The organism is Sphingomonas ginsenosidivorax, from assembly GCF_007995065.1.
GTDB lineage: Bacteria > Pseudomonadota > Alphaproteobacteria > Sphingomonadales > Sphingomonadaceae > Sphingomonas > Sphingomonas ginsenosidivorax.
This window is the reverse complement of sequence record NZ_VOQR01000001.1, coordinates 3768191-3792015: the sequence shown is the minus strand read 5'-3', so window position 1 is coordinate 3792015 and position 23825 is coordinate 3768191. Positions and strand designations below refer to the sequence as shown.

Sequence of the window (23825 nt, the reverse complement as noted above, 5' to 3'; positions counted from 1 at the left end):
CATAAGCTGCTGACAAAGCAGGGGTGATGTATGCGTCGGAATTGGGGTGCGATCGTCGGACTGGCCGCGGTACTGGCGGGCTGCGGGGGCGGGGGCGGCAGCGGGTCCGCGGGGCCGACCGCGTCGACGCCCGCCGCGACGCCGGCCCCCACGCCGACCCCGACACCCACATCGGTCGCCGGCTGTTCGCTGCGCGAGCGGCAGGACTGGGCGGCGGCGCAGCTGCGCGAATGGTATCTGTTCCCGGAGACGCTGCCCGGCGCGCTCGACCCGACGCCGTACCGCAACGTCGGCGACTATGTCGACGCGCTGACCGCGACCGCGCGCGGGCAGCGGCGCGACCGGTATTTCACCTATGTCACCTCGATCAGGGAGGAGGAGGCCTATTACACCTCGGGGCAGAGCGCCGGGTTCGGGATCCGGCTGTCGCTCGACCAGACCGGGCAGCGGCTGTTCATCACCGAGGCGTTCGAGAATGCGCCGGCACTGAATGCCGGGGTCGATCGCGGCGCGGAGATCCTCGCGATCGGCACGACGAGCGCGAACCTGCGCACGGTCAGCGCGATCGTGACGGCAGAGGGGAGCACGGGGCTGACGAACGCGCTGGGCCCCGATACCGCGGGCACCACGCGCGTGCTGCGGATCAGCGACGCCGCGGGCACGCGGACCGTGACGCTGGCGAAGACCGACTTCGCGCTGACCCCGGTGTCGAGCCGCTACGGCACCAAGGTGATCAGCGACGGCGGGCGCCAGGTCGGCTATATCAACCTGCGCACCTTCATCGACCCCGCCGAGGCGCCGTTGCGCGCCGCGTTCGCGCAGTTCCGCGCCGCCGGGATCACCAACATCATCGTCGACCTGCGCTACAATGGCGGCGGGCTCGTCTCGGTCGCCGAGCTGGTCGGCGACCTGATGGGCGCCAACCGGTCGACCTCGGAGGTGTTCAGCTACACCAGTTTCCGCGCCGAGAAGGCCGCGGAGAACGACACCAAGCTGTTCGCACCGCAGCCGCAATCGGTGGCGCCGACGCGCGTCGCGTTCATCGGCACCGGCGGCACCGCATCGGCGAGCGAACTCGTGATCAACGCGTTCATTCCCTATCTGCACGCCAATGCCGGGCTGATCGGCGGCAACACCTATGGCAAGCCCGTCGGGCAGATCGCGCTCGACAAGCCGGCGTGCGACGACCGGCTGCGCGTGATCGCGTTCGCGACGCAGAACGCGGCGCGCGCGGGTGATTATTATGACGGCCTGGCGACCAAGGTCGAGGCGAGCTGCCGCGCGAGCGACGATATCGGCTATCCGCTCGGTGATCCGCGCGAGGCGTCGACGCGCGCGGCGCTCGACTTCATCGCCGGGCGCAGCTGCACGCGGATCGGCGCGACCGCGACGTCGGCGGCGAACCGCGCGGCCTCGATCGACCGGACCGTGCCGCTCGGCGCGACCGAGGGTCCACGCGAACTGCTGATGCCCGAGCGCCCGACGACGCCGCAGCGCGAGGTACCCGGGTTGTTCTAGGACGGGGAGCCAAGCCTCCAGCCGGCGCGTTGAGACCCGCGTCCTTCTGGAGAGAGACCATGGCCAAGACCCTGCCCGAACTGTCGGAAAAGCTGCGCGACATCGATTTCGCGATGCTCAACACGCATACCGAGGGCGGCGCGATCGGCGCCCGCCCGATGAGCAACAACCGGCAGGTCGATTACGACGGCGATAACTATTTCTTCGCGCTCGACGACACGCTGATGGTCGCCGACATCGGCCGCGACCCGAAGGTCGGGCTGAGCTTCTACGGCAAGTCGGGACTGCTGGGGCAGCGGCCGTTCTTCGTCGCGGTCGAGGGCACCGCCGACCTGGTCCGCGACAAGGCGGCGTTCGAGGCGCACTGGACCACCGATCTCGACCGCTGGTTCGAACAGGGCGTCGACACTCCGGGCCTGGTGATGATCCACGTCCGCGCCGCGCGGCTGCATTACTGGGACGGCGAGGACGAGGGCGAGATCACGCTCTAGCGTGCGGGGACGGGGTCGGGTGCTGTGTGCTCGACCAGGTCCCAGAGATTGCCGAACGGATCGCGGAAGACGGCAACGATGCCGTAGGCCTCGCGCGACGGTGGACGCTCCCACCGGACGCCGGCAAGGGTGAAGGCGGCATGGTCGCGCGCGAAATCGTCGGTCGCGAGGAAGAACGCGACCCGCCCGCCGGTCTGGTTGCCGACCGCGGCATGCTGCTCGGCCGTGGCGGCGCGGGCCAGAAGGATCGTCGTGGCACTCGCCGGCGTGCCGAGCGGGCGGATCGTGACCCAGCGCTTGGTGCCGATCGGCGTGTCCTCGACCAGCGCGAAGCCGAGTTTGCCGACATAGAAGGCAAGCGCCGCGTCATAGTCGGGGACGACGAGGGTGACGTGGGCGAGATGCGGCATGCCTAGAGCGGATAGCGCATCGCGACGTCGCACCGCGCATAGCCAGCGCCGTAGCGCGCCATGATGTCGGCGTCGTGGACGAACCCGGCCGCTTCGTAGAGCCGGATCGCGGTGGCGCATTTGTGGCTGGTGAGGAGGTAGAGCGTCTGGATGCCGGGCATATCCCGCGCCGCGGCGATCAGCGCGGCGAGCAGCGCGCGACCGGCGCCGGTGCCGCGCGCGGCAGGGAGGACGCCCATCTTGGTCAGTTCGACCGCGCCGGGATCGCTCGGCATCAGCGCGCCAGTGCCGATGATCGCGCCGTCCTCGGCGGCCGCGAACAGGATCGTCCCGCCGCGAGCGACGATCGCTTCGCGCGGATGGGCTAGGACGTGGCGGTCATGCGGCTCGAGCACGAACATGTCCTCGATCCAGCCGATGTTGATGGCGGCGAAGTCAGGCGCGAGGGCGTCGGTGTAAGGAAGGATGCGCATGTGGTGCGTTTACGCAGGAAGGCGGGCGCCGGATACTGTCCGGCGCCCGCGGATCGCGACTAGTCTGCCGCTGGCAGGTAGATTTCCCCGCCCTTCTCCCTGAACGCCTCGCTCATTGCCGCCATGCCCTTCTCGGCGTCTGCGTGCGCGCCTTTCGCGAACAGCGCGCGGTTGGAGTCTGCGGTGGTCGCCGCGTCCGCCGCGAGGAACGTGTCGGCCGGGCTGTTCTGCTTCGCCGCAAAGTCGCGGACCTCCTGCGTGATCTTCATCGAGCAGAATTTGGGGCCGCACATCGAACAGAAATGCGCGGTCTTGGCGCCTTCGGCCGGCAGCGTCTGGTCGTGGTACTGCTCGGCCGTGTCAGGATCGAGCGAGAGGTTGAACTGGTCGCGCCAGCGGAACTCGAAGCGGGCGCGGCTCAGCGCGTCGTCGCGCATCTGCGCGGCGGGGTGGCCCTTCGCCAGGTCGGCGGCGTGCGCAGCGAGCTTGTAGGTCACCACGCCGACCTTGACGTCGTCACGGTCGGGGAGGCCCAGATGCTCCTTGGGCGTGACGTAGCAGAGCATCGCGGTGCCGTACCAGCCGATCTGCGCGGCGCCGATGCCGCTGGTGATATGGTCGTAGCCGGGCGCGATGTCGGTGGTGAGCGGCCCCAAGGTATAGAAGGGCGCCTCGCCACAGACCTCGAGCTGCTTTTCCATGTTCTCCTTGATCTTGTGCATCGGCACGTGGCCGGGACCCTCGATCATGACCTGGACGTCGCTCTTCCACGCGCGGTGCGTGAGTTCGCCCAGCGTGTAGAGCTCGCTGAACTGCGCTTCGTCGTTGGCGTCGGCGATCGAGCCGGGGCGCAGGCCGTCGCCGAGGCTGTAGGCGATGTCGTACGCCTTCATGATCTCGGTGATCTCGTCGAAGCGCTCGTAGAGGAAGCTCTCCTTGTGGTGGCTGAGGCACCATTTCGCCATGATCGAGCCGCCGCGGCTGACGATGCCGGTGACGCGCCTGGCGGTCATCGGGATATAGGCGAGGCGGACGCCGGCGTGGATCGTGAAGTAATCGACGCCCTGTTCGGCCTGCTCGATCAGCGTGTCGCGGAAGATTTCCCAGGTCAGGTCTTCGGCGACGCCGCCGACCTTTTCCAGCGCCTGGTAGATCGGCACGGTGCCGATCGGGACGGGCGAGTTGCGGATGATCCATTCGCGCGTGTCGTGGATGTTGCGGCCGGTCGACAGGTCCATGACCGTGTCGGCGCCCCAGCGGATCGACCAGACGAGCTTGTCGACTTCGGCCGCGACGTTCGATGCGACCGCGGAGTTGCCGATATTGGCGTTGATCTTGACCAGGAAGTTGCGACCGATCGCCATCGGTTCGGATTCGGGGTGATTGACGTTGTTGGGGATGATCGCGCGGCCGCGCGCGACCTCGTCGCGGACGAATTCGGGGGTGACATAGTCGGGGATGCTCGCACCGAAGGATTCACCGTCCCTTGCGTATTCCTTGAGCATCGCGCGGCCGAGATTCTCGCGGGTGGCGACGTATTCCATCTCGGGCGTGATGATGCCGCGGCGCGCGTAATGCATCTGGCTGAGGTTCAGCCCGGGCTTGGCGCGCAGCGGGCGGCGGTGCGCGCCGGGGAATTGCGGCACGCCGCCAGAGCGGTCGGGGCCGAGCTGGCCATTGTCCTCGGGGCGGATCTCACGCGGTGCGTAGCTCTCGACGTCGCCGCGCGCGGCGATCCAGCCGCTGCGGATCGGTGGCAGGCCGGCGTCGATGTCGATCGTCGCTCTAGGGTCGGTATAAGGGCCGCTGGTGTCGTAGACGCGGAGCGGCGGCTCGCTGCACGAGGGATCGAGCACGATCTCGCGCATCGCGACGCGGACGTCGGGGCTCGACGGCACCGCGACATGAATTTTTCGCGAGCCGCGGATCGGGCCGGTGGTGACTCCGATGCTGGACTGGGGGATCGGCTTGGGGGTCGGGGTGCGCTCGATGATGCTGTCGATGTCGGCCACGTGCATTCTCTCCATCTATCGGGAGAAAACGGGCTCCGGGCGGACACCGCTCCCTCCCTACGCCGGTATCAACCGGATCAGGTTCAGCGGGTCGAAGGCTCCAGCCTTCCTCTCAAGCGCGGTATGAGCGCTCCCCCGGGGACGGGCCGAGCATAGGCGCGCGCGGCGGCACTTCAAACGAAAAAGGCGGAAACGAAAAAGGGCCGCGCGGTCGCCCGCACGGCCCCTTTCCCGCAAGCGGAGACGCGATCAGTTCGCGCCGCTGCTCCGCAGGGCGTCGGTGCGGTTGTTCGTCCCGTTCGGGAAGAACCCGCCGCCGATGCGGGCGGTGTTGGTCAGGTAGGCGATGTTGTGCACCTGAGCGACCGTCCGGCTGAACGCGATGCCGTTGGCGTCGGTCGGTACGATGTTCGACGTGCCGGTCAGGCCGGTGCCGGTGCCGGTGATGCCCTGGTCGAGGTCGGTTGCGCCATCGAGCGAGTCGCGCGCGTTCGAGATCGCATCCGCCGAGGTGCGCAGCGACGGCGTCTGGACGCCCTTCGCATAGAGCACGGTGCGGATGAGGCCGGCGTGATAGGCCTCGGCGGCGAGAAGCCCCGCTGCCGCCTCGAGATAGGTCTTGCTGGTCAGCAGCGCGGCGCCGCCCTTGTAGGCGGTGACGCCGACGTCCTCGAAGATGAAGGCGGCGAGCAGGAAGTTCTCGTCGCTGGCATAGGCATCGAAGGTGCCGGTCGCGGGCACCAGGCCGGCCGCGCGGGCCGCCGCGGTGAACGCGCCGTTGGCGCCGCCGTCGATGTTGAGTGCGGGAAGCGCCACCGCGGCGCTGCCCAACGCGTTGCGCAGGAAGTTGACGTGCGCGACTTCGTCGGCGGCGATCTCGCGGGCATATTGCTGCACGACGGGGTCGGTGAAGTTGACCGCACGGCCACCGGTCACGGTGCCGGGCGTGCCGACGCCGTTGGTGACGGCGGTCGAGAGCGGCGCGCCGAACGCAGCGTAGGAGTAGAACGTCGCCTCGAGATATTCGAGGTTGAGCGCGAAGTTCAGCACGTCGACATCGGTCTGCGCGGTCGGGGTCGGGGTCGGCGTCGGGGCCGGGATCGGCTCGTTCTTGCCATCGTCGTCGCCGCAGGCGGAGAGCAGCGACAGGCCCGCGGTGGCCGCGATGCCGCCGCCGGCGAACTTCATGAACCGGCGACGCGCGTTGCGGCGATCGTCGGAGCGCTCGAGGATCTCGAGCATCAGATTGTTCTGGATCATCTTACTTGTCCTCTGCTCGGATCAGGCGTTGTTCGCGCTGGTCTTGATGGTGCCGTTGACGCCAGCGGGGAAGAACCCGCCCATCGTGACCGCTGCCTTGTTCAGGTAGACGATGTTGAGCACCTGCGCCGCGCTGCGGCTGTAGGCGAGACCCGTCGCATCGAGCGGGACGATGTTCGACTGAACCCCGGTGCCGGTCGTGACCGGCGAGATGCCCTGATCGAGATCGGAGGTGCCGTCGAGCGAATCGCGTGCGTCGGAGATCCTGTCGGCGCTGGTGAGCAGTGCCGGCTGCGCCGCGATCGCAGGCGTGGTGCCGAACGCCGGCGTGCCGATGCCCTTGCGGTACAGCACGGTGCGGACGATGCTCGCGTGATAGGCCTCGACCGCGAGGATGCCTGCGGCGGCCTCGAGATAGGTCTTGTTGGTGATCAGCGGCGCGGCGCCCTTGTACGCGGTGACGCCGACGTCCTCGAAGATGAACGCGCCGAGCAGGAAGTTCTCGTCCGAGGCGTACGGATCGAAGAAGGTCGGTGCGGCGGCGGTGGTGGCGCCGATCAGGCCGGCAGCGCGGGCGGCGGAGCTGAACGCGCCGTTCGGCGTGATGCCGACGTCGATCGCAGGCTGTGCGACCGCAGCACTGGTCAGCGCCGAGCGGAGGAAGTTGACGTGCGCCAGTTCGTCGGCGGCGATTTCGCGGGCATATTGCGCGACCAGCGGATCGCTGAAGGCGACGGCGCGGGCACCGGCGTTGAGCGACAGCGACGTCGGCAGCACGGGCGTTCCGACGCCGGTGGTCGACGCCGTGGGGATCGGCGTGCCGAACACGGCGTAATAATAGAAGTTGGCCTCGAGATATTCGAGGTTCAGCGCGAAGTTCAGGACGTCGTTGTCAGTCACCGTCTGCGCGTGTGCTGCATTTGCGAAGGCAAACGCCCCCGCGCCGACGGCAGCGGTGCCCACGACGGCCTTGAAGAAGTTGCGACGGTCGTTGCGCCGCTCGACGCGCGCGTCGAGTGCTTCGATAAGGTGCTCGCTCTCAGTCATGTCAGGGTCCTCCCCTTTGTTTTGTCTCGATTACGGCCGGCCGGAACTCACGCACACAGCAAGTTTCGCGACATTAGTTCAAGCCACGGTAGATACGCACGAAAAACCCGCCCGGATGCATCCGGACGGGCCTATCTTCGATTAAAATTTCTGGTGCCGCAAGACGCGGCGTCGGTCGCGTCAGAAGGTATAGGTCAGCCCGGCTGCCGCAGCGATCTGATCCGAGTCGCCGACGTCGCGGACCAGCGGACTGTTCTTGTACTTGCCGAGCATCTTGCCATAAAGCACGCCCGCACCGACGCCGAGGCCGCGGCGGATGTCGCCCGACAGGCTCTGCAGCACGAAGAACGAGACGTTGACGTTCTTGAAGCCGCTGTCGTTGATGTCGTACGTCCGCAGGCCGCTGAGCCGCGTGCCGATCGGCGACACGCCGAAATAGGTCCGGCCATAGCCCTTTCCGACATAATCCGCCGAGGCGCCGAGCGACACCAAGGTGCGGATCGACAGCGGCGTGGTGTAATTGATCTGCGGCGTGATGACGTAGCTGTCGTGCGTGCTCGACACGTCGTGGACATAGGCAACGCGCGCGGTCAGCGTGTCGTATTCGCTGGTGATGACGCCGGTCTTCGAGACGCCGGCATAGCCGCCGACCTCATAGGCGGTGTCGAGTTCGCCGAGCGCGCGGACCTGGAGGTTGTCGACCTTGTTGGTGCGCTGGAAGCGAAGCGCGCCGATCACGCCGAGCTCGTAGTTCAGGACCGGGCCCGGCTGCGTCTTCAGCAGGTTGACGTAGAGCTGCGTGCCGCGGGTGAAGAAGTCGTGGCCGCCGACGACGCCGATCGCGACCGCGCCGGGCGTGATCGTGTTGCTGTTCGCGCCTTCGTAATCCGGCAGCGTCGCGGCGCCGATACCGATCGTGATGCGGTTGTTGTCGGCGACGTCGCCGCCGGCCCCCGGGGGGGCGGCGTTCGGCGCGTTCTGCGCGAGGGCGGGCGACGCCGCTGCCAGGACGGCGGCGGATAGAGCAAGGGTGAGTGCGCGCAAGAATTTCGCTCCGGAGAAAAAGGTTCCCCGATCCAACGCAGGTAAATGTCTTTCGGTCCGCAACAATCGGTTCAGAAAATGTAACGCATCCGTACCTGTTGCTTTTCAGCATCACTATCGAGCGTGAACCGGGCGGCGGCAAAGCGCGGCGGCCCGAAGGTCGCGGCCGGATTGCGCGAGAAGCCGAAGCCTTCGCGCGGGATGCCGGCGAACGTGTCGAGCTTCGCGTTGCTGTTCTCGTCGTGGATCACCGCGAACGCATATTGGCCGTGCGGCAGCCCGGCGACGTCGATCATCGTCTCCTTGGCGGGCACGGTCCGCGTGACGGCGCGCGCATCGTCGACGCAGGCGGGGAAGTTGTCGGGGTCGGCGGTCAGACAGATGCGCACGAGCCCCTTGGCCGAGCGCAGATTGCCGACGACGATATCAAGCCGCCCGACCGGCGCCGCGCCGATCAGCGTCGTTGCCAGCAGCGCGATCGCCGCCATCCGCCCGGCCCGCGACGCGTGCCGCACGCGCATGCGCCCTGGCGAAGTCGCCCAGCCCCTTGTCGGTGCCGCACAGCCGATCCCAGATTCGGAAATAAAGGCCATAGTTGCACCCATAATGTTCGTGATGCCGCTGGTGGTGACTGGCGGTGATCAGCCAGCCCCCCAATGGACCCGACCACATGAACCGCGGGAAAACCTCCCACCCCATGTGATTGGTGACGCCCATAACCGTCATTACCGTCAGCACCAAACCCAGTGCGCCGACATGGATCGGAATCGCGAAGACCAGTAGCGGAATTACCACAGCGCCGGTCAGCGCCTCGATCGGGTGGAACGCCATTGCGGCCCAGGCGGTGGGCGGGCGACTGGCATGATGCACCGCGTGCGCGACGCGGAACGGTTTCGGCCGGTGCATCCAGCGATGCGTCCAGTAGAACCAGCTGTCGTGCGCGAACAGATAGGCGAACACCGACACCGGCAGGTACCAGAGCGGATAGGCGTGGACGTCGGTATAGACCCGCGTCCAGCCATGATTCTGCCATCCCCAGGCGATGACGCCCGCCGGAATCCCGTAGATCGCGGCGGAGGCGACGCTCCAGACGATCTCGCGGCGCATCTGCGTATCGAGCCCGCGATAGAGCCCGGGATGGCGGACGCGGGTGGCGAACGCGAACGCGCCCGACACGATCAGATAGCGGATGCCGACGATCAGCGTCATCGCGGTGGCGGACAGGAGGATCGCGAGCAGCATGAGCGGGGCTATACGGGATCGCGACCAAGTGGACCAGTGCGGGCCAGCGCGGGGCGATCAGGCCCGCGGGTGGGCGTTTCGATAGACGTCCATCAGATGCGCCGCATCGACCGCGGTATAGACCTGCGTCGAGCTGAGGCTGGCATGCCCCAGCAATTCCTGCAGCGCGCGCAGATCCGCGCCGCGCCCCAGCAGATGCGTCGCGAAGCTGTGGCGCAGCGCATGCGGCGTGGTGCGGTCGCCGAGCCCCAGCCGCCCCCGCGCCGCCTGCACCGACCGCCGGACCACGCCCGCCGCCAGCGGCCCGCCCTTCGCGCCGCGAAATAGCATAGTGTCGCGCCCGAGCGGCCAGGGCACCTGCGCGACATAGGCCTCGATCGCGCGGCGCACCTGCGGCAACAGCGGCACCACCCGCGTCTTCGCGCGCTTGCCCGTCACGACGAGCGTCTCGCCGAGCGGCAGCACCGCGCCGGTCAGCGCCATCGCCTCGCCGATCCGCAGGCCCGCGCCGTAGAGCAGCAGCAACACCGCCCAGTCGCGCGCGCCGATCCAGGGTTCGGCGGCATCGTCCGCCACCTCCTCGGCGAGCGCGACCGCGTCGGCCGGCGACACCGGCCGCGGCACTCCGGCCTTGACCCGCGGCCCGCGCAGCCGCGGCGCGTCCGCATCGGCATTCGCCCAGGCGAGGAACCCGCGTACCGCCGACAGTTCGCGCGCCGCCGACGCGTTGCCCAGCCCCTCCCCGCGGCGGTGCGCGAGATAGGCGCGCAGATCCGCCGCGGTCGCGCGCGCCAGAGTCGCCCGCTCGATTCGTTCGCCCCAATGCGCGCCGAGGAACGCGACCAGCCGCTCCGCCGAGGCGCGGTAGGCGCGCACCGTGTGGACCGACCGGCGGCGATCGCGCGTCAGATGCTCGGCCCACAGCATCGATGCGGGCAGGGTATCGGACACGGCATCGCGCGGGGCATCCGGCGGGGATCGGGGCAGGTCGGGCGCGACAATCTCCATCCGCCGACGCTAGCGCCTGCGTCTATTAAAGAAAATTAACGTGGATCATGTATAGCGCCGACATGGTCCCTATCGATCCCAGCGAACCCGCGCGTCTCGACGAGGCGCGGCGCCTCGCCACGCTCAACGCGCTGGCCCTGCTCGACTCCGAACCCGAGCGCGAGTTCGATGCGCTGGTGGCGCTCGCCGCACAGATGCTGCACGCGCCCACCGCGTTGCTGACGCTGATCGACCGCGACCGCCAATGGATCAAGGCGGCCGAGGGGTTCGCGCCGCGCGAGATACCGCGGGGCATGGCGTTCTGCGATCACACGATCCGCGGCACGCAGCCGATGGTCATCCCCGACGCCCGCGACGATATCCGGTTCGTCGACAACCCGCTGGTCGCCGGCGAGACCGGCGTGCGCTTCTACGCCGGCGCACCGATCCACGCGATCGGCAGCGAAGGCGAACGCCACGCGATCGGCGCGATCTGCGTGATCGACGATGCGCCGCGCTCGCTCGACGCCGACGGACGCCGCGCGCTGATGCACCTGGCGACTCTCGCCGAAGTGATGATCGCCGCGCGGACCGCGGCGCAGAAGGCGCTGACCATTGCTACCACCGCCGATCGCCAGGCCGCCGCGCTGTCGCGCCAGGACCGGATCTTCCGCCAGGCGGAGCGGATGGCGGCGATCGGATCGTGGCGGATGTCGCTGGACGACGATGTCGTCGAATGGTCCGACGGCGTCTACCGGATTCACGGGCTGCCGGTCGGGCGGATGCCGTCGATGGACGACGCGCTGGCCTTCTATCCACCGCATGCCCGCGAGCACGTCGCCGACGCGATCGCGACCGCGGTCGAACACGGCGACCCGTTCGAACTCGAGGTCGATTTCCTGACCGCGCAGGCCGAACTGCGCCGCGTCCGCCTGCTCGGCGAGCGCGAGACGATCGACGGGGCCCCGGCGGCCCTGGTCGGCGTGTTCCAGGACGTCACCGAACGCCATGCGCTCGAAACCCGGCTGCGGCTGCTGGCGGATACCGATTCGCTGACCGGTCTCGCCAACCGCGCGGCGTTCGAACGCGCGCTCGATGCGGCGATGACGCGCGCCGGTGCGGAACACACGCCGCTGCTGCTCGCGCTGGTCGACCTGGACGGGTTCAAGGCGATCAACGACACGCTCGGCCATACCGCCGGCGACGACGTGCTGCGCGGGGTCGGCCGCAGCCTGGGCGCGCCGTGGCTGAACGGCAGCGTCGCCGCGCGGCTGGGCGGCGACGAGTTCGCGGTGATCGTCGAGGACGCGTATCTGACCGCGGACCCGGCCTGGCTGCGTGCGCGGCTCGAGGAGTCGCTCTGCGTGCCGGTCGAGGCCGGCGGGCTCTCTCTGGTCAGCGCGGGCACCGTCGGGATCGCGACGTTCGATCGCGACTGCCACAGCATCCGCGACTTCGTCCACCGCGCCGATACGAGCCTCTATGCGGCCAAGCGCGAGCGGGTGGGCGAACGGCGGCGCACCGTGGGACAGGACGCGGCGTAGCGGCGACCCCGGGGCGCGGCTCTTCCGGATACGTGCCCTCTCCTGTTCGTCACCCCAGCGAAGGCTGGGGTCTCCCGTGGCTGATGTGCCGCGTTCACCGCGGGAGATCCCAGCCTTCGCTGGGATGACGGGAGGCGGGGAGCGGGAAGTTGAGCACGCTCGCAACCGCAGGACGCGGACACCCCGGCGGCGCGCGCGACAATCGCGGTTCACCTGGCGCCGATCCGCCCCCATATAGCGCGCACATGTCCCGCGCCCGCATCCTGATCCTCAACGCCGCCCTCGGGCCCCTCGACTACCGCGTGCCGGCCGGCATGACGGTCGAGCCCGGCTCGATCGTCGTCGCGCCGCTGGGCCCCCGCCAGCTGCTCGGCGTCGCGTGGGAGGCCGAGCGGATGCCGTCCGACGCCGAGGTCGGCGACAATCGCCTGCGCAACCTGCTCGCGGTCGCCGACGCGCCGCCGATCCGCGCGCCCTTGCGCCGGCTGGTCGAATGGACCGCGGACTATTATCTCGCCGCGCCCGCCAGCGTGCTGCGGATGACGCTCGCCTCGACCTCCGCGCTCGAAGGCGCGCGGACCGCGATCGAATATCGCGCGACCGGGGTCGTGCCGCCGCGCCTCACCCCGCAGCGCGAGCAGGCGCTGGAGCGGATCGCCGACCGCCAGGGGCTGATCCGCGAGCTGGCAACGATCGCCGACGTCAGCGACGCGGTGATCCGCGGGCTGGTCAAGTCGGGCGCGATCGAGGCGGTCGAGGTCGATATCGACAGCGCCTATCCGGTGCCCGACCCCGATCATCACCAGCCGATCCTGTCGGACGACCAGCGCGCCGCCGCCGACGTGCTCGTCGCTGGCGTCCGCGACCATGCGTTCAAACCGACCCTGCTCGACGGCGTCACCGGCTCGGGCAAGACCGAGGTCTATTTCGAGGCGGTGGCGCAGGCGATCCGCGACGGGCGCCAGACGATCGTGCTGCTCCCCGAGATCGCGCTGACCGAGCCGTTCCTGAAACGCTTCCACGACCGCTTCGGCGTCGAGCCGGTCGCGTGGCATTCGGGCCTGCGCTCGACCCAGCGCCGCCGCGCATGGCGCGCGATCGCGAGCGGCGAGGCGCTGGTGACGGTCGGCGCGCGCTCGGCGCTGTTCCTTCCTTACGCCAATCTCGGCCTGATCGTCGTCGACGAGGCGCACGAGACCAGCTTCAAGCAGGAGGACGGCGTCCATTATCATGCGCGCGACGTCGCGGTGATGCGCGGGCTGTTCGAGGAATGCCCGGTGATCCTCGCGTCGGCGACCCCCGCGATCGAGACGCGGCAGCAGGTCGCGACCGGCCGCTATGCCGAACTCAAGCTCCCCGGCCGGTTCGGCGTCGCCGAGATGCCGACGATCGAGCCGATCGACCTGATCCAGGAACCGCCCGAGCGCGGCCGCTGGCTGGCACCCCGGCTGGTCAAGGCGCTCGAGGCCAATCTGGAGAAGCGCGAACAGTCGCTGCTGTTCCTCAACCGCCGCGGCTATGCGCCGCTGACGCTATGCCGCACCTGCGGCCACCGGTTCCAGTGCCCCAATTGCACCGCTTGGATGGTCGAGCACCGGCTGACGCGGCGGCTCGCCTGCCATCATTGCGGGCATATCGAGCCGACCCCGCGCGTCTGCCCCGAATGCCAGGGCGAGGACACGCTGGTGGCGTGCGGCCCGGGCGTCGAGCGCATCGCCGACGAGGTCACCGCGCTGTTCCCGACCGCCAAGACCGCGGTCGTCACCTCCGACACGATCTGGTCGCCCGCCAAGGCCGCCGAGTTCGTCGGGCGGATGGAGGCCGGCGACATCGACATCGTCGTCGGCACGCAGCTTGTCACCAAGGGCTACCACTTCCCCAACCTGACTCTGGTCGGTGTCGTCGACGCCGATCTCGGCCTCGACGGCGGCGATCTGCGCGCGGCGGAGCGCACCTTCCAGCAGATCCGACAGGTGTCGGGGCGCGCCGGGCGCGGCGCCAAGCCCGGCCACGTCTTCATCCAGACGCACAGCCCCAAGGCGCAGGTGATGCAGGCGCTGATCACCGGCGATGCCGACGCCTTCTACGAAGCCGAAACCGAGGCGCGGCGGGATGCCGGCGCGCCGCCCTTCGGTCGCTACGCCGCGATCATCGTGTCGTCGGAGGACCAGGGTTGTGCGAATGACGTCGCGCGGCTGGTCGGCCGCAGCGCGCCCGAGGTCGACGGCATGCACGTCTATGGCCCCGCACCCGCACCACTGGCGATGCTGCGCGGGCGGCATCGCTACCGGCTGCTGGTGCATGCGAAGCGTGCGCTCGACGTGCAGGACGTGATCCGGGACTGGCTGGGGAAGCTCGACTGGCCGTCGAAGGCGCGGGTGACGGTGGACGTCGACCCGTATAGTTTTTTGTAGCGCCGCGGTGTTCCTGCGCAGGCAGGAACCCAGGGTTACGGTACGCAGCGCTGCTTGATCCTGGGCTCCTGCCTACGCAGGAGCACGAAGGTGTTATCCCGCGCTTTCGGCGAGCACGGTCAGGCCGGCGGCATTGACCTCGGCGAAGCCACCGCGGATCGCGATCGTCTCGGCCGCGCCGCCCTGCGTGCGGAACAGCTGCAGCGCGCCGTCGCGGACCGTAGACATGAACGGCGCATGCCCCTCCAGCACGCCGAAATCGCCTTCGGTGCCGGGGACGACGACCATGTAGACCTCCTCCGACCGGACGAGCTTTTCTGGCGTGACGAGTTCGAAGTGCAGCATTGTCTTGTCTCGCTCCCCTCCCGCTTGCGGGAGGGGCTGGGGGAGGGCCTGTCAGCAGGGGACGGCGTTACAGGCCCTCCCCTAACCCCTCCCGCAAGCGGGAGGGGAATATTGGCTTACGCCTCGGCGGCCATCTTCTCGGCCTTGGCGACGGCTTCGTCGATGCCGCCGACCATGTAGAACGCGCTCTCGGGCAGGTGGTCGTACTCACCCTCGACCACCGCCTTGAACGAGCGGATCGTGTCTTCGAGCTGGACGAACTTGCCGCTGATGCCGGTGAAGACCTCGGCGACGTGGAACGGCTGGCTGAGGAAGCGCTGGATTTTCCGTGCACGCTGCACGGTCAGCTTATCCTCTTCGCTCAGCTCGTCCATGCCGAGGATCGCGATGATGTCCTGCAGCGACTTGTACTTCTGCAGCGTCGACTGGACGGCACGCGCGGTGTCGTAATGCTCCTGGCCGACGACGCGCGGCTCGAGCAGACGCGAGGTCGAATCGAGCGGATCGACCGCCGGGTAGATGCCCAGCTCCGAGATCGCGCGGTTGAGGTTGGTCGTCGCATCGAGATGCGCGAACGACGTCGCCGGCGCCGGATCGGTGAGATCGTCCGCGGGGACGTACACGGCCTGCACCGAGGTGATCGAGCCCTTGTTCGTCGAGGTGATGCGCTCCTGCAACGCGCCCATGTCGGTCGACAGCGTCGGCTGATAGCCCACCGCCGACGGGATGCGGCCGAGCAGGGCCGACACCTCCGCGCCCGCCTGCGTGAAGCGGAAGATGTTGTCGACGAAGAACAGCACGTCCTGGCCCTCGACGTCGCGGAAATACTCGGCGATCGTCAGGCCCGACAGCGCGACGCGGGCGCGGGCGCCCGGCGGCTCGTTCATCTGGCCGAATACGAGCGCGACCTTCGAGCCCTCCGACTGCGGGTTACCGTCGGCATCCTTGGCGATGACGCCTGCGTCGAGGAACTCGTGGTACAGATCGTTGCCCTCGCGGGTACGCTCGCCGACGCCCGCGAACACCGAGGTGCCGCCGTGGCCCTTGGCGATGTTGTTGATCAGCTCCTGGATCAGCACGGTCTTGCCAACGCCGGCGCCGCCGAACAGGCCGATCTTGCCGCCCTTTGCATAGGGTGCGAGCAGGTCGATGACCTTGATGCCCGTGACGAGGATCGCGCTCTCGGTCGACTGGTCGACGAACAAAGGCGCCGATGCGTGGATCGGGGCGGTGGTCTCTGCGCCGACGGGGCCGCGCTCGTCGATCGGCTCGCCGATGACGTTGAGGATGCGCCCCAGCGTCTTCGGGCCGACGGGCACGCGGATCTGCGAGCCGGTGTCGGTCACGGTCTGGCCGCGACGCAGACCCTCGGTCGCGTCCATCGCGATCGTGCGAACCGTGTTCTCGCCAAGATGCTGCGCGACTTCGAGCACCAGCCGGTTGCCGTTGTTGTCGGTTTCCAGCGCGCTCAGAATGGCGGGCAAATTGTCGGGAAAGTGCACGTCGACGACGGCACCGATGACCTGCGTCACGCGGCCGGTGTTGTTGGTGGCGGAGCCCGCGGTCGGGCGGATGTCTTCAGCGGCGGTTGCCATCACACTATCCTTGGGTCTTGGTGGTGTTCGCGGTAGCCGCGGAACGGGTAAAAGTCACGTCGATGCGCGCGGGCGCACCGTTGGCGGCGGCCACCAGCGCGACGCGCGCCGGGGGCTGGTCGAGCGGCGTGCCGAGGCGGATCGCCTTCAGCAGCCGGGGATCGGCCTTGATCTTGAAGCGGCCGAGAAACTCGCCGACGGTCTGCGCCAGACGCATCCGCGCGGTCGTCGCATCGGCGTCGTCGGTCAGCGCCAGCGCATAGGTCACGGTGTCGATCGCGTCCGCCGTCCCGACCACGTCCACGCGGACGGTGTTCGGCACCTTGGCGTTCGAGTTCGAATACATCCGCGGCTGGCCGCTTGCGGCGAAACCCTCACCGTCGCCGGCATAGGCGCCGAGCCCGAACCCCGCCTGGTTGATCGCACCGACCGTCTCTTGCGGCGACGCGAACAGCCGGTCCCAGCCCGAGAGCGTGGAGACCGAGGCGACCTTGGCCGCCTCCTGCTCGTGCACCGACGGCGCCGGCTTGCCGCAGCCCGCCAGCGTCGCCGTCAGGATCAAGGCGATCGCCGCCCTCATTTCAGCGCTTCGGCCCCCGAGATGATCTCGACCAGCTCGGTCGTGATCGCGGCCTGGCGCGTGCGGTTATACTGGATCGACAGACGGTTGATCATGTCGCCGGCGTTGCGCGTGGCGTTGTCCATCGCGTTCATGCGCGAGCCCTGCTCCGACGCGGCGTTTTCGAGCAGCGCGCGGAAGATCTGGATCGCGACGTTGCGTGGCAGCAGGTCGGCGAGGATCGCCTCTTCGCTCGGCTCATATTCGGTTACCGCGGTCGCGGCTCCGGCCTTGCCCTCGGCGCCGGGGATCGACGACAGCGGCACCGGCACGATCTGGATGCCGGTCGGCTCCTGCACCAGCGCGGAGACGAACTTCGCGAAGAACAGGTGCGCGACGTCGAACTGGCCCTCGCCGAAGCGGTGGATCAGGTCGTTGGAGATTTCCTGCGCGTCGCTGAACGCGAGCTTCTTGATCCCGCCCATCTCGTGATCGGCGAGGATCGCGTTCGGGTAGAAGCGGCGGATCACGCGGCCCTTCTTGCCGGCGATGTAGAACTTCACGGTCTTGCCGGCCGCGATCAGTTCCTCGGCCTTGCGGCGTGCGGCGCGCACGATGTTGGTGTTGAACGCACCGGCGAGGCCGCGCTCCGACGTCGCGATGACGATCAGATGGACCTGGTCCTTGCCGGTGCCCGCGAGCAGCGGCGACGCGCCCGGCGCGATGCCGACGCGGCCGGCGAGGCTCGCCATCACCGCTTCCAGACGCTCGGCGTAGGGGCGCCCGGCGACCGCCGCGTCCTGCGCACGGCGCAGCTTCGCGGCGGCGACCATCTTCATCGCCTTGGTGATCTTCTGCGTCGACTTCACCGAGCCGATGCGGATCTTGAGGGCCTTAAGTGATGCCATTGTCGTTCGTCACCGCGTGTTGAAGCCCGTCATGCTGAACTTGGTTCAGCATCCACCTGTCCGACCGCGACACCGCCGCCTGGGGAAAGATGGACCCTGAACCAAGTTCAGGGTGACGGAGGGTTACTTATGCAAACGTCTTTGCAAACGCCTTGAGCGCCTCGACCAGCTTGGCCTTGGTGTCGTTGCCCAGGTCGCGCGTGTCGCGGATCATCGCCAGCACGTCGGCATGGTTCGACCGCATGTCGGCGAGCAGCGCCGCCTCGTAGCGGGTCACGTCGGCGACCGGCACGGTGTCGAGATAGCCGCTGGTGCCAGCGAAGATCGACACGGTCTGCTCCTCGAACGGCAGCGGCGAGAACTGGCCCTGCTTGAGCAGCTCGGTCAGGCGTGCGCCGCGGTTGAGCAGCTTCTGCGTCGACGCGTCGAGGTCCGACCCGAACTGCGCGAACGCCGCCATCTCGCGGTACTGCGCGAGCTCGAGCTTGATCGAGCCCGACACCTTCTTCATCGCCTTGGTCTGTGCGGCCGAGCCGACGCGGCTGACCGACAGGCCGACGTTGATCGCCGGGCGCACGCCCGAGAAGAACAGGTCGGTCTCGAGGAAGATCTGGCCGTCGGTGATCGAGATCACGTTGGTCGGAATGTAGGCCGACACGTCGCCGGCCTGCGTCTCGATGATCGGCAGCGCGGTCAGCGAGCCGCCGCCGTTCGCGTCCGACATCTTCGCCGCACGCTCGAGCAGGCGGCTGTGGAGATAGAACACGTCGCCCGGATAGGCCTCGCGGCCCGGCGGGCGGCGCAGCAGCAGCGACATCTGGCGATAGGCGACGGCCTGCTTCGACAGATCGTCATAGACGATCAGCGCGTGCATGCCGCGATCGCGGAAATACTCGCCCATCGCGACGCCGGTATAGGGTGCGAGATACTGGAGCGGCGCCGGGTCCGACGCGGTCGCGGCGACGACGATGGAATATTCCATCGCGCCATTCTCTTCGAGCGTCTTCACGAGCTGCGCGACGGTCGAGCGCTTCTGGCCGATCGCGACGTAGACGCAATACAGCTTCTTCGACTCGTCGTCGCCGGCGTTCGCGGTCTTCTGATTGATGAACGCATCGACCGCGACGGCCGACTTGCCGGTCTGGCGATCGCCGATGATCAGCTCGCGCTGGCCACGGCCGACGGGGACGAGCGCGTCGATCGCCTTGAGGCCGGTCTGGACCGGCTCGCTGACCGACTGGCGCGGGATGATGCCCGGTGCCTTGACTTCGACGCGGCTGCGCTCGGCGGTGACGATCGGGCCCTTGCCGTCGATCGGGTTGCCGAGACCGTCGACGACGCGCCCCAACAGCTCCTTGCCGATCGGCACGTCGACGATCGTGCCGGTGCGCTTGACGATGTCGCCTTCCTTGATCTCGGAATCGCTCCCGAAGATCACGACGCCGACGTTATCGGCCTCGAGGTTGAGCGCCATGCCCTGCACGCCGTTCGAGAATTCGACCATCTCGCCGGCCTGGACGTTGTCGAGGCCGAAGATGCGCGCGATGCCGTCGCCGACGCTCAGCACCTGGCCGGTCTCGCTGACCTGGGCCTCGGTGCCGAAATTGGCGATCTGATCCTTGATGATCTTCGAGATTTCTGCGGCGCGGATATCCATGGTCAGCCTTTCATCGCCTGCGCGAGCGTGTTCAAACGGGTCTTGATCGAGCTATCGATCATCTGGCTGCCGACGCGGACGACGAGTCCGCCCAGCAGCGTAGGGTCGACCGACAGGTCGACGGAGACTTCGCGGCCGACGCGCTGGCGGAGCTGATGCTTCAGCTCGATCACCTGCTCGTCGGTCAGGGGATGCGCGGAGGCGACCTCGGCGCTCACTTCGCCGCGATGCCGGGCGGCGAGCGCCCGGAACGCGCGGATGATCTTCGGCAGCGCTTCGAGACGATGATTCTCGGCGAGCACGCCGAGGAAGCTCTTCGTGGTCGCATCGATGCCGATCGAGTCGGCGACCGCGGACACGGCTTTCACCGCCGCGCCGCGCGACACCATCGGGCTGGTCGTCAACGCCCGGAACTCGTCCGACTGCGCCAGCGCGTCGCGCACGGCCGCAAGGCTCGCCTCGACCGTGTCGATTGCCTTCGCGTCACGCGCGAGTTCGAACAGGGCGAGCGCATAACGCCCACCTAAGCTCGCCTGAATACCGCCGGATGTCTCCACGGAGCGTTTAATCCTCGCCTGCACCGAAATTAGCCGACCCATGGGGGAAGAGGGCGCGAAAGCACCTCTCCACGGGACGCGGCGCGGGTAGCATCGGGTCGCCGGGGATGCAAGCCGGGCGGGCGATGCTGTGACAGAAGCGTGACGGCTTTGTCATGGCCGTCCCCTTCCGGCGACGCGCACGCTCCCTATAAGCGCACCATCCCGCACAGCCCCGGGCGGAATGACAGCGACGAAGGACCAGGCATGACCGGCACGATGAAACCCATGACGATGTCCGACGGCGCGACCATCGGCGTCTATCACGTGCAGCCGACCGGTAAACGCCGTGGCGGTATCGTGCTGGTGCAGGAGATTTTCGGGGTCACCGAGCATATCCGCGAACTCTGCGAGGGCTATGCCGCCCACGGGTACGAGGTGCTGTCGCCGGCACTCTACGACCGCGAAGAGCCCGGATTCGAGATCGGCTATACCGGTCCCGAGTTCAAGCGCGCGCTCGAGCTGCGCGACGTCCATCCGGTCGCGACCAGCATCGCCGACGTCCAGACCTGCGTCGACATGATGAAGGACAAGGGGCCGGTGTTCGTGGTCGGCTATTGCTATGGCGGCTCGATCGCCTGGTTCGCCGCGACGCGGATGACCGGCGTCGCCGCCGCCAGCGGCTATTATGGCAGCATGATCCCCGCTGCCGCGGACGAGGAACCCAGGGTGCCCGTCATCCTCCATTTCGGCCGCAACGACCACGGCATCCCGATGGACGGCGTCGAGCGGGTGATCGCGAAGGATTGGCCCAACGCGACGGTGTACGTCTACGAGGCCGGCCACGGCTTCAATTCCGACCGCCGCGACGATTACAGCCCGGAAAGCGCGACGCTCGCGCGCGAGCGCACGCTGGCGCTGTTCCAGGCGAACGGCGGGTAGGGCGGCGCATGACATCCTCCCCTGCCCTGGAGGAGCCTGTCCTACACGCCCCACGTCTGACACCATCCGCGGATGCCGAGTCGGATCCCCACGCCCGAACCCCGCCTGCGTCGCATCGGCGCGCGCCGTCCACAGCGCGTCGCACTTCGTCAAAACCCGCGTCGGCGTCTCAACATTGTCAACATTCGCGCCGCTTTGAGCGCAAGCGCCGGGATGCCGCGTGTGCGAATCGCGCGTAGATCGCCCCGATGACATCGCTCGATCCCGAGTCCGCCTGGGCCTCCTTTGCCGCGCGAGACCGCGCTGCGGACGGCCGGTTCGTCGTCGCGGTTCATACCACGCGGATCTATTGCAAGCCGAGCTGTCCTGCGCGGCACCCGCATCGCCGCAACGTCACCTTCTATCCAGGGCCCGCACAGGCACGCGATGCCGGCTACCGCGCCTGCCTGCGCTGCAAGCCCGACGAGGTCGGCCGCGACCGCATCGCGGTTGCCGAGGCGCTGGCGATCCTCGACGCCGCGGAGGAGCGCATCGACCTCGACACGCTCGCCGCCCGGGTCGGCTATGCGCCGCATCATTTCCACCGCCTGTTCAAGCGTGCGACCGGCGTCACCCCCGCCGCCTATGCCCGCGGGCTTCTGAGCACCCGCGCCGCCGACGCGCTGACCGAGGAGAAGAGCGTGACCGATGCGATCTACGACGCGGGCTACTCCGCCCCAAGTCGCTTCTACGCCAATGCCGCGACACGGCTCGGCATGGCACCGAGCGCCTGGGCGCGTGGCGGCGAGGGCGTCACGATCCGCTGGACCGTCGCCGCCACCAGCCTCGGCCCCATGCTCGTCGCCGCGACCGACAAGGGCCTGTGCCGCGTCTCGTTCGACGAGGATGACGCGGCGCTGCACGCACGCTTCCCCAACGCGACGATCGCCGAGGCCGACGACGCGCTCGCCACGCTCGCCGCGCGCGTCGTCGCGGAGGTCGAGACCCCCGGGCTCGACGCGGACCTGCCGCTCGACGTTCGCGGTACCGCGTTCCAGGAGGCGGTGTGGCAGGCGCTGCGCACGATCCCGCTCGGCGAGACCCGGACCTACAGCGAGTTAGCCGCGATCGCGGGCAATCCGGCGGCGGTCCGCGCGGCGGGCAGCGCGTGCGGCAAGAACCCGGTGTCGATCATCGTGCCCTGCCACCGGGCGCAGCGGATCGGCGGGGCGCTCGGCGGCTATGCGTACGGCCTCGACCGCAAGCGTACGCTGCTCGCGACCGAGGCTCAGCGCGCCCGGTCGCAGGAATAGACGAGCTTTTCGTTGGGCAAAGGCGGCAGCGTCGCGCGGACCGCGGCCTGCGCGGCGCCGAGCCTGGCGAGCGCGGTCTCGTCGGTGGTGCAGACCTTCGCCGCATCGCCCCGCGCGGTCCGCGCCGTCGCCATCCCCGCCGCCGACATCAGATAGCGGGTGTTGGCATAGGTCCGCGTCGCCGGATCGAACGCCAGCACCGACACGCTCTGTTCGGTATCCGGCACCAGCACGCGCTCCCAGCGCCCGGCATTGGCGACATATTGCGTCTTGCCGTTCATGCACCCGGCCTTGCCCCAGATCAGCGGCACGTCCTCGCTCGACGACACCGTCAGGCGGCTGCGCTCGGGCACCAGCCGGCAGACGAGCTTGCCCAGCGGGGCGTTGGCGACGATCGCCGCCTGCGCCGCCGGGGTCGCCGGCAGGTCGATCTCGCCCGACGGCCTGAGCACGAAGACGATGACCGCCACGACGATCTCGACCGCGCCCCCGCCGAGCGCCCAGGTCGCATGCCGCCGATCGCCCTGCGTCTCGAACAGCCCCGCCGCGCCGAGCGCCAGCGCACCCGCTACCAGCAGCAGCACCGCCACCGCCATCACGTTCTCGCGTCCCCGCTGTGCCGCGGCGCGCGCCTTCTCCAGCGCCGCCTCGCGGACCAGCCCGGCCTGCGTCGCCGCATCGCGCCGCGCCGCCGCGGCGTCGGTCACCGCGCGCGCGTCGGCATCGCTGTCCTGCCGCAACCGATCCTCGATCGAGGTGCAGGGCGTGCCGACCGAGGCATAGGGCTGCTTCGCCTCGCGCAGGAAGGTCGACAGCTCGGTATCGGCGATCGCGAACCCGAACGTCGCGTCGCCCTCCTCGCCGCGAGTGATCGCGGAATTGACCCCGATCACGCGTCCGCACCGGTCGAGCAGCGGCCCGCCCGAATTGCCGCGCGCGATGCTCGCCGTGTGCAGCAGCACCTCGACGTTGGTCAGGATGCGCCGCCCGGAGAACACGCCTTCCGAGCGCACCGGCGACATGGGCTTGATATAGTCCGCCGCGGAGCGCGCGGTCGCCAGGTCGACATTGCCGGGAAAGCCGAGCGAGACCACCGGATCGCCCTCCGTCACCGGGCCGGTATAGAGCGCGGCCGGCGGCAGACGCGCACCGGTGAACTCGATCAGCGCCAAATCCGCCTGCGAATCATAGGCGATGACGCGGCCGGTATAGGATTTGTCGCCTTCCGAGGGGACGACGCCGATCACGACATTGTCGGGATAGCGTTCGGCGAGATCGACGACGTGCGCGTTGGTGACGATTCGGTTGGGCGCGATCGCGAAGCCGCTGCCATGGCCGAACCCGACGACCTGCCCGTCGACGACCGCGATCGTGACGATCCGCACGACGCCGCGCCCCGCCGCCGAGATGTCGTCGGCCGCCGCGGGCACCGCGACGCCGAAAACGAGACCGATGAGGAGAAGCAGGCGCAGGATCATGGGATTCCCCTATCCCGCCGCCCCCGCCACGAGAACCTGGTTTATAGATTATCAACGCTTCGGCCCTACTC

At 68.6% G+C, this 23825-nt stretch carries 22 protein-coding genes and 1 riboswitch; of the genes, 6 read left to right on the top strand and 16 right to left on the bottom strand.

The window, feature by feature from the left end; all coding sequences use genetic code 11:
- Positions 1-30 precede the first annotated feature (30 nt).
- Positions 31-1518 (top strand): S41 family peptidase, encoded by a 1488-nt coding sequence (locus tag FSB78_RS17470; RefSeq protein ID WP_147083809.1) that lies wholly within the window; start codon positions 31-33, stop codon positions 1516-1518.
- Between the two features lie 59 nt (positions 1519-1577).
- Positions 1578-2009, top strand: a complete 432-nt coding sequence (locus FSB78_RS17465) for a pyridoxamine 5'-phosphate oxidase family protein (protein ID WP_147083808.1) — start codon at positions 1578-1580, stop codon at positions 2007-2009.
- Here the strand turns inward: FSB78_RS17465 and FSB78_RS17460 are convergent.
- The 9 genes from FSB78_RS17460 to FSB78_RS17420 form a co-directional block, all read right to left on the bottom strand.
- Positions 2006-2419: a VOC family protein gene (locus FSB78_RS17460; protein ID WP_147083807.1), complete on the bottom strand. Its 414-nt coding sequence runs from the start codon at positions 2417-2419 to the stop codon at positions 2006-2008. The genes FSB78_RS17465 and FSB78_RS17460 overlap by 4 nt on opposite strands.
- Positions 2420-2421: 2 nt before the next feature.
- Positions 2422-2892: a GNAT family N-acetyltransferase gene (locus FSB78_RS17455; protein ID WP_147083806.1), complete on the bottom strand. Its 471-nt coding sequence runs from the start codon at positions 2890-2892 to the stop codon at positions 2422-2424.
- A 59-nt stretch (positions 2893-2951) separates the two neighbouring features.
- Positions 2952-4904, bottom strand: a complete 1953-nt coding sequence (thiC, locus tag FSB78_RS17450; RefSeq protein WP_422396723.1) for a phosphomethylpyrimidine synthase ThiC — start codon at positions 4902-4904, stop codon at positions 2952-2954.
- A gap of 50 nt (positions 4905-4954) precedes the next feature.
- Positions 4955-5046: riboswitch (TPP riboswitch) on the bottom strand.
- Positions 5047-5153: 107 nt separating this feature from the next.
- Complete coding sequence (locus FSB78_RS17445) at positions 5154-6164, bottom strand: ferritin-like domain-containing protein (protein WP_147083804.1); 1011 nt, start codon at positions 6162-6164, stop codon at positions 5154-5156.
- A gap of 21 nt (positions 6165-6185) precedes the next feature.
- A complete protein-coding gene (locus tag FSB78_RS17440; protein ID WP_147083803.1) occupies positions 6186-7211 on the bottom strand; it encodes a ferritin-like domain-containing protein in 1026 nt (341 codons plus the stop codon).
- Between the two features lie 180 nt (positions 7212-7391).
- Positions 7392-8255, bottom strand: a complete 864-nt coding sequence (locus tag FSB78_RS17435) for a MipA/OmpV family protein (RefSeq protein WP_158638035.1) — start codon at positions 8253-8255, stop codon at positions 7392-7394.
- 71 nt (positions 8256-8326) lie between these two features.
- Entirely contained in the window at positions 8327-8743 is a 417-nt protein-coding gene (locus FSB78_RS17430) for a DUF2141 domain-containing protein (RefSeq protein WP_147083801.1), read from the bottom strand.
- A complete protein-coding gene (locus FSB78_RS17425; protein WP_147083800.1) occupies positions 8682-9497 on the bottom strand; it encodes a sterol desaturase family protein in 816 nt (271 codons plus the stop codon). Before FSB78_RS17425 ends, FSB78_RS17430 begins: the two co-directional genes overlap by 62 nt.
- Positions 9498-9554: 57 nt before the next feature.
- Positions 9555-10424, bottom strand: coding sequence for a tyrosine recombinase XerC (locus tag FSB78_RS17420; RefSeq protein ID WP_147084296.1), 870 nt, complete (start codon positions 10422-10424; stop codon positions 9555-9557).
- 143 nt (positions 10425-10567) lie between these two features.
- On the opposite strand from FSB78_RS17420, the gene FSB78_RS17415 reads away from it, so the two are divergent.
- Both FSB78_RS17415 and FSB78_RS17410 read left to right on the top strand, forming a co-directional pair.
- Positions 10568-12028 carry a diguanylate cyclase domain-containing protein gene (locus FSB78_RS17415; RefSeq protein WP_147083799.1) on the top strand — a complete coding sequence of 487 codons (1461 nt, stop codon included), beginning with the start codon at positions 10568-10570 and terminating at the stop codon, positions 12026-12028.
- A gap of 245 nt (positions 12029-12273) precedes the next feature.
- A complete protein-coding gene (locus FSB78_RS17410; RefSeq protein ID WP_147083798.1) occupies positions 12274-14442 on the top strand; it encodes a primosomal protein N' in 2169 nt (722 codons plus the stop codon).
- 93 nt (positions 14443-14535) lie between these two features.
- Here FSB78_RS17410 and FSB78_RS17405 read toward each other — a convergent pair whose 3' ends face one another.
- The 6 genes from FSB78_RS17405 to FSB78_RS17380 form a co-directional block, all read right to left on the bottom strand.
- Positions 14536-14787, bottom strand: coding sequence for an ATP synthase F1 subunit epsilon (locus FSB78_RS17405; protein WP_147083797.1), 252 nt, complete (start codon positions 14785-14787; stop codon positions 14536-14538).
- A gap of 116 nt (positions 14788-14903) precedes the next feature.
- Positions 14904-16382 carry a F0F1 ATP synthase subunit beta gene (gene atpD / locus FSB78_RS17400; protein WP_147083796.1) on the bottom strand — a complete coding sequence of 493 codons (1479 nt, stop codon included), beginning with the start codon at positions 16380-16382 and terminating at the stop codon, positions 14904-14906.
- Positions 16383-16386: 4 nt separating this feature from the next.
- Positions 16387-16962, bottom strand: coding sequence for a hypothetical protein (locus FSB78_RS17395; protein ID WP_147083795.1), 576 nt, complete (start codon positions 16960-16962; stop codon positions 16387-16389).
- Positions 16959-17849 (bottom strand): F0F1 ATP synthase subunit gamma, encoded by an 891-nt coding sequence (locus FSB78_RS17390; protein WP_147083794.1) that lies wholly within the window; start codon positions 17847-17849, stop codon positions 16959-16961. The genes FSB78_RS17395 and FSB78_RS17390 overlap by 4 nt, the downstream gene beginning before the upstream one ends.
- A 127-nt stretch (positions 17850-17976) precedes the next feature.
- Positions 17977-19506 (bottom strand): F0F1 ATP synthase subunit alpha, encoded by a 1530-nt coding sequence (gene atpA / locus FSB78_RS17385; RefSeq protein WP_147083793.1) that lies wholly within the window; start codon positions 19504-19506, stop codon positions 17977-17979.
- A 2-nt stretch (positions 19507-19508) separates the two neighbouring features.
- On the bottom strand, positions 19509-20063 hold the full coding sequence (locus FSB78_RS17380) for a F0F1 ATP synthase subunit delta (RefSeq protein WP_147083792.1): 555 nt from the start codon (positions 20061-20063) through the stop codon (positions 19509-19511).
- A gap of 246 nt (positions 20064-20309) precedes the next feature.
- On the opposite strand from FSB78_RS17380, the gene FSB78_RS17375 reads away from it, so the two are divergent.
- The gene (locus FSB78_RS17375) at positions 20310-20984 is read left to right on the top strand and encodes a dienelactone hydrolase family protein (protein WP_147083791.1); all 675 of its coding nucleotides are present in this window, start codon (positions 20310-20312) and stop codon (positions 20982-20984) included.
- Positions 20985-21232: 248 nt separating this feature from the next.
- Positions 21233-22276, top strand: a complete 1044-nt coding sequence (locus tag FSB78_RS17370) for a bifunctional transcriptional activator/DNA repair enzyme AdaA (RefSeq protein ID WP_147083790.1) — start codon at positions 21233-21235, stop codon at positions 22274-22276.
- Here the strand turns inward: FSB78_RS17370 and FSB78_RS17365 are convergent.
- Entirely contained in the window at positions 22252-23754 is a 1503-nt protein-coding gene (locus FSB78_RS17365; RefSeq protein WP_147083789.1) for a S1C family serine protease, read from the bottom strand. The two genes, FSB78_RS17370 and FSB78_RS17365, sit on opposite strands and share 25 nt — an antisense overlap.
- Positions 23755-23825: the final 71 nt, after the last annotated feature.

What these genes read in the sequence shown, in the direction of transcription:
- FSB78_RS17395 (WP_147083795.1), bottom strand. Translation starts at nt 16,962, where the DNA reads ATGAGGGCGGCGATCGCCTTGATCCTGACGGCGACGCTGGCGGGCTGC.
- FSB78_RS17460 (WP_147083807.1), bottom strand. Translation starts at nt 2,419, where the DNA reads ATGCCGCATCTCGCCCACGTCACCCTCGTCGTCCCCGACTATGACGCG.
- FSB78_RS17410 (WP_147083798.1), top strand. Translation starts at nt 12,274, where the DNA reads ATGTCCCGCGCCCGCATCCTGATCCTCAACGCCGCCCTCGGGCCCCTC.
- FSB78_RS17465 (WP_147083808.1), top strand. Translation starts at nt 1,578, where the DNA reads ATGGCCAAGACCCTGCCCGAACTGTCGGAAAAGCTGCGCGACATCGAT.
- FSB78_RS17370 (WP_147083790.1), top strand. Translation starts at nt 21,233, where the DNA reads ATGACATCGCTCGATCCCGAGTCCGCCTGGGCCTCCTTTGCCGCGCGA.
- FSB78_RS17430 (WP_147083801.1), bottom strand. Translation starts at nt 8,743, where the DNA reads ATGGCGGCGATCGCGCTGCTGGCAACGACGCTGATCGGCGCGGCGCCG.
- atpD (WP_147083796.1), bottom strand. Translation starts at nt 16,382, where the DNA reads ATGGCAACCGCCGCTGAAGACATCCGCCCGACCGCGGGCTCCGCCACC.
- FSB78_RS17405 (WP_147083797.1), bottom strand. Translation starts at nt 14,787, where the DNA reads ATGCTGCACTTCGAACTCGTCACGCCAGAAAAGCTCGTCCGGTCGGAG.
- FSB78_RS17445 (WP_147083804.1), bottom strand. Translation starts at nt 6,164, where the DNA reads ATGATCCAGAACAATCTGATGCTCGAGATCCTCGAGCGCTCCGACGAT.
- FSB78_RS17420 (WP_147084296.1), bottom strand. Translation starts at nt 10,424, where the DNA reads ATGCTGTGGGCCGAGCATCTGACGCGCGATCGCCGCCGGTCGGTCCAC.
- FSB78_RS17440 (WP_147083803.1), bottom strand. Translation starts at nt 7,211, where the DNA reads ATGACTGAGAGCGAGCACCTTATCGAAGCACTCGACGCGCGCGTCGAG.
- FSB78_RS17365 (WP_147083789.1), bottom strand. Translation starts at nt 23,754, where the DNA reads ATGATCCTGCGCCTGCTTCTCCTCATCGGTCTCGTTTTCGGCGTCGCG.
- FSB78_RS17415 (WP_147083799.1), top strand. Translation starts at nt 10,568, where the DNA reads ATGGTCCCTATCGATCCCAGCGAACCCGCGCGTCTCGACGAGGCGCGG.
- FSB78_RS17425 (WP_147083800.1), bottom strand. Translation starts at nt 9,497, where the DNA reads ATGCTGCTCGCGATCCTCCTGTCCGCCACCGCGATGACGCTGATCGTC.
- FSB78_RS17455 (WP_147083806.1), bottom strand. Translation starts at nt 2,892, where the DNA reads ATGCGCATCCTTCCTTACACCGACGCCCTCGCGCCTGACTTCGCCGCC.
- atpA (WP_147083793.1), bottom strand. Translation starts at nt 19,506, where the DNA reads ATGGATATCCGCGCCGCAGAAATCTCGAAGATCATCAAGGATCAGATC.
- FSB78_RS17375 (WP_147083791.1), top strand. Translation starts at nt 20,310, where the DNA reads ATGACCGGCACGATGAAACCCATGACGATGTCCGACGGCGCGACCATC.
- FSB78_RS17390 (WP_147083794.1), bottom strand. Translation starts at nt 17,849, where the DNA reads ATGGCATCACTTAAGGCCCTCAAGATCCGCATCGGCTCGGTGAAGTCG.
- FSB78_RS17470 (WP_147083809.1), top strand. Translation starts at nt 31, where the DNA reads ATGCGTCGGAATTGGGGTGCGATCGTCGGACTGGCCGCGGTACTGGCG.